Origin of the sequence: Anoxybacillus thermarum (genome assembly GCF_000836725.1) — a bacterium.
Taxonomy (GTDB): Bacteria; Bacillota; Bacilli; order Bacillales; family Anoxybacillaceae; genus Anoxybacillus; species Anoxybacillus thermarum.
In genome coordinates this window covers 1-6,359 of the sequence record NZ_JXTH01000096.1, presented here as the reverse complement: position 1 = coordinate 6,359, position 6,359 = coordinate 1, and the positions used below count along the sequence as shown (strand labels likewise).

Annotated in this window: 5 protein-coding genes and 1 pseudogene; 5 read left to right on the top strand and 1 reads right to left on the bottom strand. The window is 41.0% G+C overall.

The window, feature by feature from the left end:
* On the top strand, positions 1–1,248 hold a 1,248-nt coding region (locus LH47_RS16985), incomplete at its 5' end, for an RHS repeat domain-containing protein (protein WP_326939197.1).
* Positions 1,249–1,301: 53 nt separating this feature from the next.
* On the opposite strand, the gene tnpC is transcribed toward LH47_RS16985, so the two are convergent.
* The gene (gene tnpC, locus LH47_RS14070; protein WP_043968558.1) at positions 1,302–2,750 is read right to left on the bottom strand and encodes an IS66 family transposase; all 1,449 of its coding nucleotides are present in this window, start codon (positions 2,748–2,750) and stop codon (positions 1,302–1,304) included.
* A 167-nt stretch (positions 2,751–2,917) separates the two neighbouring features.
* Between tnpC and LH47_RS14065 the strand changes: the two genes are divergently transcribed.
* The 4 genes and pseudogenes from LH47_RS14065 to LH47_RS14050 all read left to right on the top strand — a co-directional run.
* Positions 2,918–3,784: a hypothetical protein gene (locus LH47_RS14065; protein ID WP_043968556.1), complete on the top strand. Its 867-nt coding sequence runs from the start codon at positions 2,918–2,920 to the stop codon at positions 3,782–3,784.
* 365 nt (positions 3,785–4,149) lie between these two features.
* A complete protein-coding gene (locus LH47_RS14060) occupies positions 4,150–5,136 on the top strand; it encodes an RHS repeat-associated core domain-containing protein (protein WP_052585059.1) in 987 nt (328 codons plus the stop codon).
* Between the two features lie 165 nt (positions 5,137–5,301).
* Positions 5,302–5,640, top strand: a complete 339-nt coding sequence (locus LH47_RS14055; protein WP_042412356.1) for an Imm8 family immunity protein — start codon at positions 5,302–5,304, stop codon at positions 5,638–5,640.
* Between the two features lie 252 nt (positions 5,641–5,892).
* Positions 5,893–6,359: pseudogene (locus LH47_RS14050) on the top strand (RHS repeat domain-containing protein); the annotation flags it as partial.

Sequence of the window (6,359 nt, the reverse complement as noted above, 5' to 3'; positions counted from 1 at the left end):
TTAGTGGAAGAACAACTTCCAGATGGTACGAACATCGAGTATTCCTATGACGGATTCGGAAATCGGAAGCAAATCGTGAAAACGAAAGATGGGCAGTCGACGACCACCGATGCAGATTATAACGCTGCCAATCAGTTGGTTCGTTTTGGAACAGAGACAATCTCTTATGATGCCAACGGCAATCGTTTAGAAGATGGAAAGTATCAATACGAATGGAATGAAGCAGACCAATTAGTTTCCATTACAAGAAAAGGAGAAAGCACGCCGTTTGTCACATACAAATATGATGAAGACGGCCGGCGCATCCAAAAGAATGTAAATGGCGTCATTACGAACTACCATTACCAAGGGGATAGCCTAAACGTTCTGTATGAAACCGATGCGGATGGAAATGTGGTAAGATCATATATATACGGAGAAAACGGGCAACTCCTTGCCATGAAGAAAGGCACAGCGACGTATTTTTACCACTATAACGCGCATGGGGATGTCATCGCCCTGACGGATGAACAAGGAAACATTGTTGCCCGCTATCAATACGATGCGTGGGGGAACATTCTTTCCCAATCCGGTGCCTTGGCGGACGAAAACCCATACCGATATGCGGGATATCAATATGACAAAGAAACGGGTCTCTATTACTTAATTGCCCGATACTATCATCCAACGCATGGCGTGTTCCTATCTTTAGACCCAGACCCAGGGGATGCAGACGATATCCTCACGCAGAATGGGTATGCGTATGCGAACAACAATCCGGTGATGTTGGTGGATCCGGATGGGAAGTTTGCGTATGCTGTAGGGCTTTATTTTGTTCCTGGTGTTGGACAAGTAATGTTAATTGGTACTGCTGCTGTTGTCGGGGCTTATGGAGCGTGGTATTTAGGAAAAAAACTTGGGGAGATAGACTGGGACCATATTAAAGAGGAGCACGGTCCTAAATCTAATAAAAAGATGAAAGATGGAAAAAAACCAAAAAGTAAGTTTAAAAGTAATAGAACTTTAAAGAGAACCACTAGAGCAACTGCGAGGACAAAGCCCGTAAGAACAGGTAGATATGGTAGAACTATCCATGAAAAAACATTTAAAAGACCCGTAGGAACAGATACTAGGGGGAAACCTACTAATAGAGTAAGAGTCATTCGGGAACCATCCGGTAAAGTTGTAACAAGTTTTCCTTTCTATATAGGTTGTAATAAAGAATTTCCGATCTCCATGTCCCGTCTTTGTAACTATTCACTCCGATAGTAGTATGTAAAGAAGCGCAACACAAATAGGGCATCCCCGTAATAGAAAATGCCCTAAGTGGTAGAAAGAACGCGATCAAGCGTGTCACCCGTCAACAGAAGACATAACGAATCCCACACGTTTTTTTCGTGTTTCGTCAGTGTGGAAACGATGCTTCTTGTGATACAAAAAGACTGGGCGAATGTTTCTTCGCGAAACGTACCCGAAATGTTCTCTTTGACTTTAACCATGCGAAGATCGCGTTCGGCTTGGTTGTTGTCAAAGGGAACATGTACTTCACGTAAGAAACGCAGCGCTTCTTCCTTTCGTTTTTGAAGGCGTCGAACAAAAGCGAGTGCTTTTTTCGGAAGAGGCGTCATCGTTTCTAATCGGTGTTGTGCTCTTTCTAGGATGCGATCATACACTCGTTCCCACCGTCTCGCTTCTTCTTCGGAAAGTGCACCGTGATGGGCTTCGACGGCTTGCTTGGCGGCTAACAGAAACGTGGTCATGCGCATCGCCCACGTATGCCCTTGTTCGATGAATCCTTTTAACTCACGCAAATGGTGGGCATGACAAAGGGCATGGGTGGCATGTGTGTATTTCGGATACGTACCGAACGCATCGTGCATCATCGTCCCTTCATATCGGGGAAGAATCCCGATATCATCGGTCGCTTTTTTTCCACGAGAAGCGTGAGGAGCCAAGTATGTATATCCCGATGTACACGCGACATGCACCCATGCGAGTTTCCCATTGATGCGCAAACTCGTTTCATCGACATGCAGGATGTTGGATTCAAGTAAGGCGTCTTCGATGATGTCCATATTTGATTCCAGCGCTTCGCGTCCTCGTTTCACCATATTGGCAAGGGTTCCTGTACTAATCGAGTGTTGATATAACGCTTCGATTGTATCACTTAAACGCTTGTAAGGGATCAATTGGATATGATGTAAATAAACAGCGAGCGCCGTGAGCCGTGGACCGTATTGCACATGATTCGTGACATGGGATGGGAATTCGGCTTGTTGAACACATCGACAATGCGGACACGATTTCACTTCACGTTCATGTTGTGTCACCTCGATCGCCACAGGAGGGACATCAAACACTTGACGGATATCGACTTTGAACGGTTTGACTTCACGCAAAGAAGCCCCACATCCTTGACACGTATGCACACGGTGGACGACACGATGATGTGGATGTTCCACTTGACGGAGCGTCGTTCCTTGATGTCCTTCTTGTCCGCCTGGCTTGTTGCCAGATGGTTGACGAGAAGAACGTGTGTTGGCAAAACGGTCAGAAGATGGGGGCAAATGGCTATTGGAGCTGTTTTTTTTCGTGCGTGCTTCCAGCTCTTGAACACGGTACTTCAGTTGTTCATTTTCTTTGCGTAGTTGTTTGTTTTCGTGACGCAAATGTTCATTTTCTTGAACGAGTTGATGAATGAGCTGTTTTTGTTGTTGGACTTTGCCGATTAAGCCCTCAACTGTAAATACAGCTTGTTGTACCGTCAACATGTGATTCACCTCCTTGTCTATCAATATTCACATCATAGACAGGAAAAGCAAAAAATATTCAGCTCACTTTATGATGTGGCTGAATAGTTACAGTTATATTATTTTCGGGCATTATTATCTTTTAAAAGATAATAATGCCTCTCTATAAAAAGAAGGGGGTTATATATTTGAATACTGACAAATTAATATTTAATAAATATTATGAAATTACAGAATTAAGTAAATATGAACCTATATCTGTAGACCTGGGATTAAAAGACGATATATTGATACTTTATTTACATGAAAATACTAATGGTAATCCCTTTTTATATAAAATAGTCCATTTAGATAATGGAGAGAAGCGGTCGTATGAAGTTGTTGCAAATAAAGAATTACACTTCTTGCAGTTAATAGAAGATAACTATCTACTAATCTGTGGTTACTTAACACATGATCAAGAAAATAATGCATTTATATATGACAAAAAAGGAAATTTATTAAAAGAATTTTGTGTAGGTAATGGAGTAAATACATGTAAAGTAGATCAAGATCACCATATATGGATTGGTTATAGTGATGAAGGAATTTTTCATGAAAGTGAAATAGGAAGTAAGGGAATTGTATGTTTTGATAAAAATGGAGCTATTATATATGATGCATTTGATATGTTAGTTGAGCAACGAAATTTTCCACCCATTGATCATTGTCATGCAGTAAACATTTCTGATTCTAACGATGTATGGCTATATTATTATAGTGCAGATGCAAAATATCCTATAGTGCAATTAAAAAAGAATAGTAATACTGCTTGTTGGTGGGAATCGAATGTTAGTCGTGGAGAAAATTTGGTTGTTGGGCACAATATGGTTTTTGTTTTAACCAATGAAGGAGATATTGTGGGAATTAGTCTAGAAAATAAGCAACATAAAGAATATACAGCATACGATACACAAGGGAACAAATTGACATTTGATTATTATTTTGGTAGAGGAAGTATATTGTATGGAGTTAGTAAAAATATTATTTATAAGCTAGATTTAGAAAAGTTCTAAATAGAACAAAGTTTCGGGTTAATGGAGTAATAGTTCTGTTTGTATTTATGGACAGGATTATTACTCCGTTTCGTTTTAACATAGGATTGTGACAAGAGTGCCTGTCACGTGTCGAAGGAATAGCTCCAACATTTCTTCTTTAAGCGTGTATCAATTGTATTATGACGCGGAAGATTAACGGATCAGCATGTCGTCGGTGCGGGTGCATTGGATTTGACCTATGCGTACGATGCGGACGGAAACATTGTAATGTATTTTGATGGTGCGGATTCGCATACGTTTACATATGATTTTGCCGGCCGCTTAACGTCATGGACATATCAAGGCAACACACGGTTCAGTATGACTACGATGCGGCTGGGAACTTGAAAAACCCGCACGGCAAGACACTCACCTTTAACGTGGCGAATAAAGTCGAGGGCTTCAGCTACGATGAAGCAGGAAATTTGCTTCAAGATGACAAATACCAATACGAATGGGATGGGGAAGGCCGCCTGCTTAATGTGAAAGATTTAAACGGCAATACGATCGCCAGCTTCACGTACCATCCAGACGGTTTGCGGAAAACGAAAACAGTCAACGGTGTAACGTACCATTATCACTATGCCGGCTCCGATTTAGTTCGTATCACTGATGATAACGGACAAACGGTGTGGGCGTTTACATGGGTGAATGGAAAGCCGAACACCATCACGAACTCAAACGACGATACGTTTTACTATGTGACGAATTGCCGCGGAGATGTCGTACGTATCGTGGATGAAAATGGAGCGACGATGGCTAGTTATAGCTACGATCCATGGGGCAAAGTCCTTTCCGCTTCAGAAGATACAGGAGTCGCTGGACAACCACTGGGGTATGCAGAGTATTATTATGATAAAGAAACCAAACTGTATTATCTTCAAGCACGATATTATGATCCAGAAACGGCAATGTTTATTTCGAGAGATCCAGGTTCAGGGGATCAGGATGATTCAATAACCCAAAATGGGTATACGTATGCGAATAACAATCCGGTGATATTAGTGGATCCGGATGGGCATTGGGTATGGCTGGCCATCAATGCAGGATTTGCGGTTTATGATGGATATAAGGCATTTAAAAAAGGTGGATGGAAGGCTGCGGCGATTGCTGTAGGTGTAGGGCTTGTTGGTGGTGCTGCTTTTAAAGCGTATAGAATTTATAAAGCGAAAGAAACAGCCAAGATTATGAGGATTTTATTGGCGGCTAAGTATGGAAAAGGTAACACTACTATAGAAGTAGGGAGAGTAAGTAAGAGACTAGCAAAAAGGCTGGGAAAGCATGGGTTGGATCAGGGGCTAAGCCACTCTACAAAAATGGTAAATGGATAGGATATAGAAGTAAAGATAAATCTAAAGTATTTAGAATGCAGTATAAGAAAACAAGAAGGGTATATCAAGCGAATTTTGAGGAATTTTATAAGAGTCCTATCAACAAAAAGACATATAAGTTACGAAATGCACGCTTGAATTTTTAGCATGGAGGGAGCCATATAAATGATAATTCCTGAATTATTTTGTTTAACGATAATGGATGAAGACTGGGGAGAGGAGACTGATGATTTTTGGATAGAAATTGAAGCGGATATTGGTATCAAGGGAGACTCAGATTCTGCTGAAGTATTTACTATCTATGTTACAAGTCCAAAAAGGTTAGGGAATATGGTGGAAAAGTCAGGATTGGAGATAGCTAGAGGATTGTTTATAATGAAAGACTTTAATATAAAAAGTGTAGAGGATCGTCTCAAAAAAATACTTGCCCATTGTTCAAGAAAAACCTGGAACGAAACAGCTTTAGCTATTAGTCGGTACGCTATTTGGGAGTATGAAAACTAAATCGAAGTATAATTGGAAATTTTTTAGATATATAAATCCAATCTATTTTCCTAACATGTCGTCTGGTTAACGTGGGGGTACTTTAAAGATAGAATTTTTCAAACCTATCTTGACAGAAACACAGAATATTGATGAAGCCTTTTTATGAAAAATTTTTATTTAGAGCTCACGACCTACTTTAAGGTTTGTGAGCTTTTATTATCTCAGAGTGAGAAAGAATAACAACTAATAAAGAAATGTAGCCAAACAAAAAACATTGATTATGACGAGAGAGGAAACGTTCGCACCTTCACGACAGGAAACGGAGCCGGTTCGACCTTTACGTATGATGACCGCGGCCTCGTGGAAAGCGTTTCGGTCGGTACGGCGGATGGAAAAGAAATTTTATCGGAAACGTACCGTTACGATGAAAATGGCAATCGGACGAAAGTGGAATCCCCAACGGGGGAAACGACCGTCTACCGTTACGATGCCCTAGACCAATTAGTGGAAGAGCAGCTTCCAGATGGCACGAAAGTCGAATATGCCTATGACGGATTCGGCAATCGGAAGCAAATCGTGAAAACGAAAGATGGGCAGTCGACGACGACCAATGCCGATTATAACGCTGCCAATCAGCTCATTCGTTTTGGAAACGAATCGATCACATATGATGCCAACGGCAACCGTCTCGAAGATGGAAAATATCAATACGAATGGAACGAAGCGGACCAATTGGT

What these genes read in the sequence shown, in the direction of transcription:
- tnpC (WP_043968558.1), bottom strand. Translation starts at nt 2,750, where the DNA reads ATGTTGACGGTACAACAAGCTGTATTTACAGTTGAGGGCTTAATCGGC.
- LH47_RS14055 (WP_042412356.1), top strand. Translation starts at nt 5,302, where the DNA reads ATGATAATTCCTGAATTATTTTGTTTAACGATAATGGATGAAGACTGG.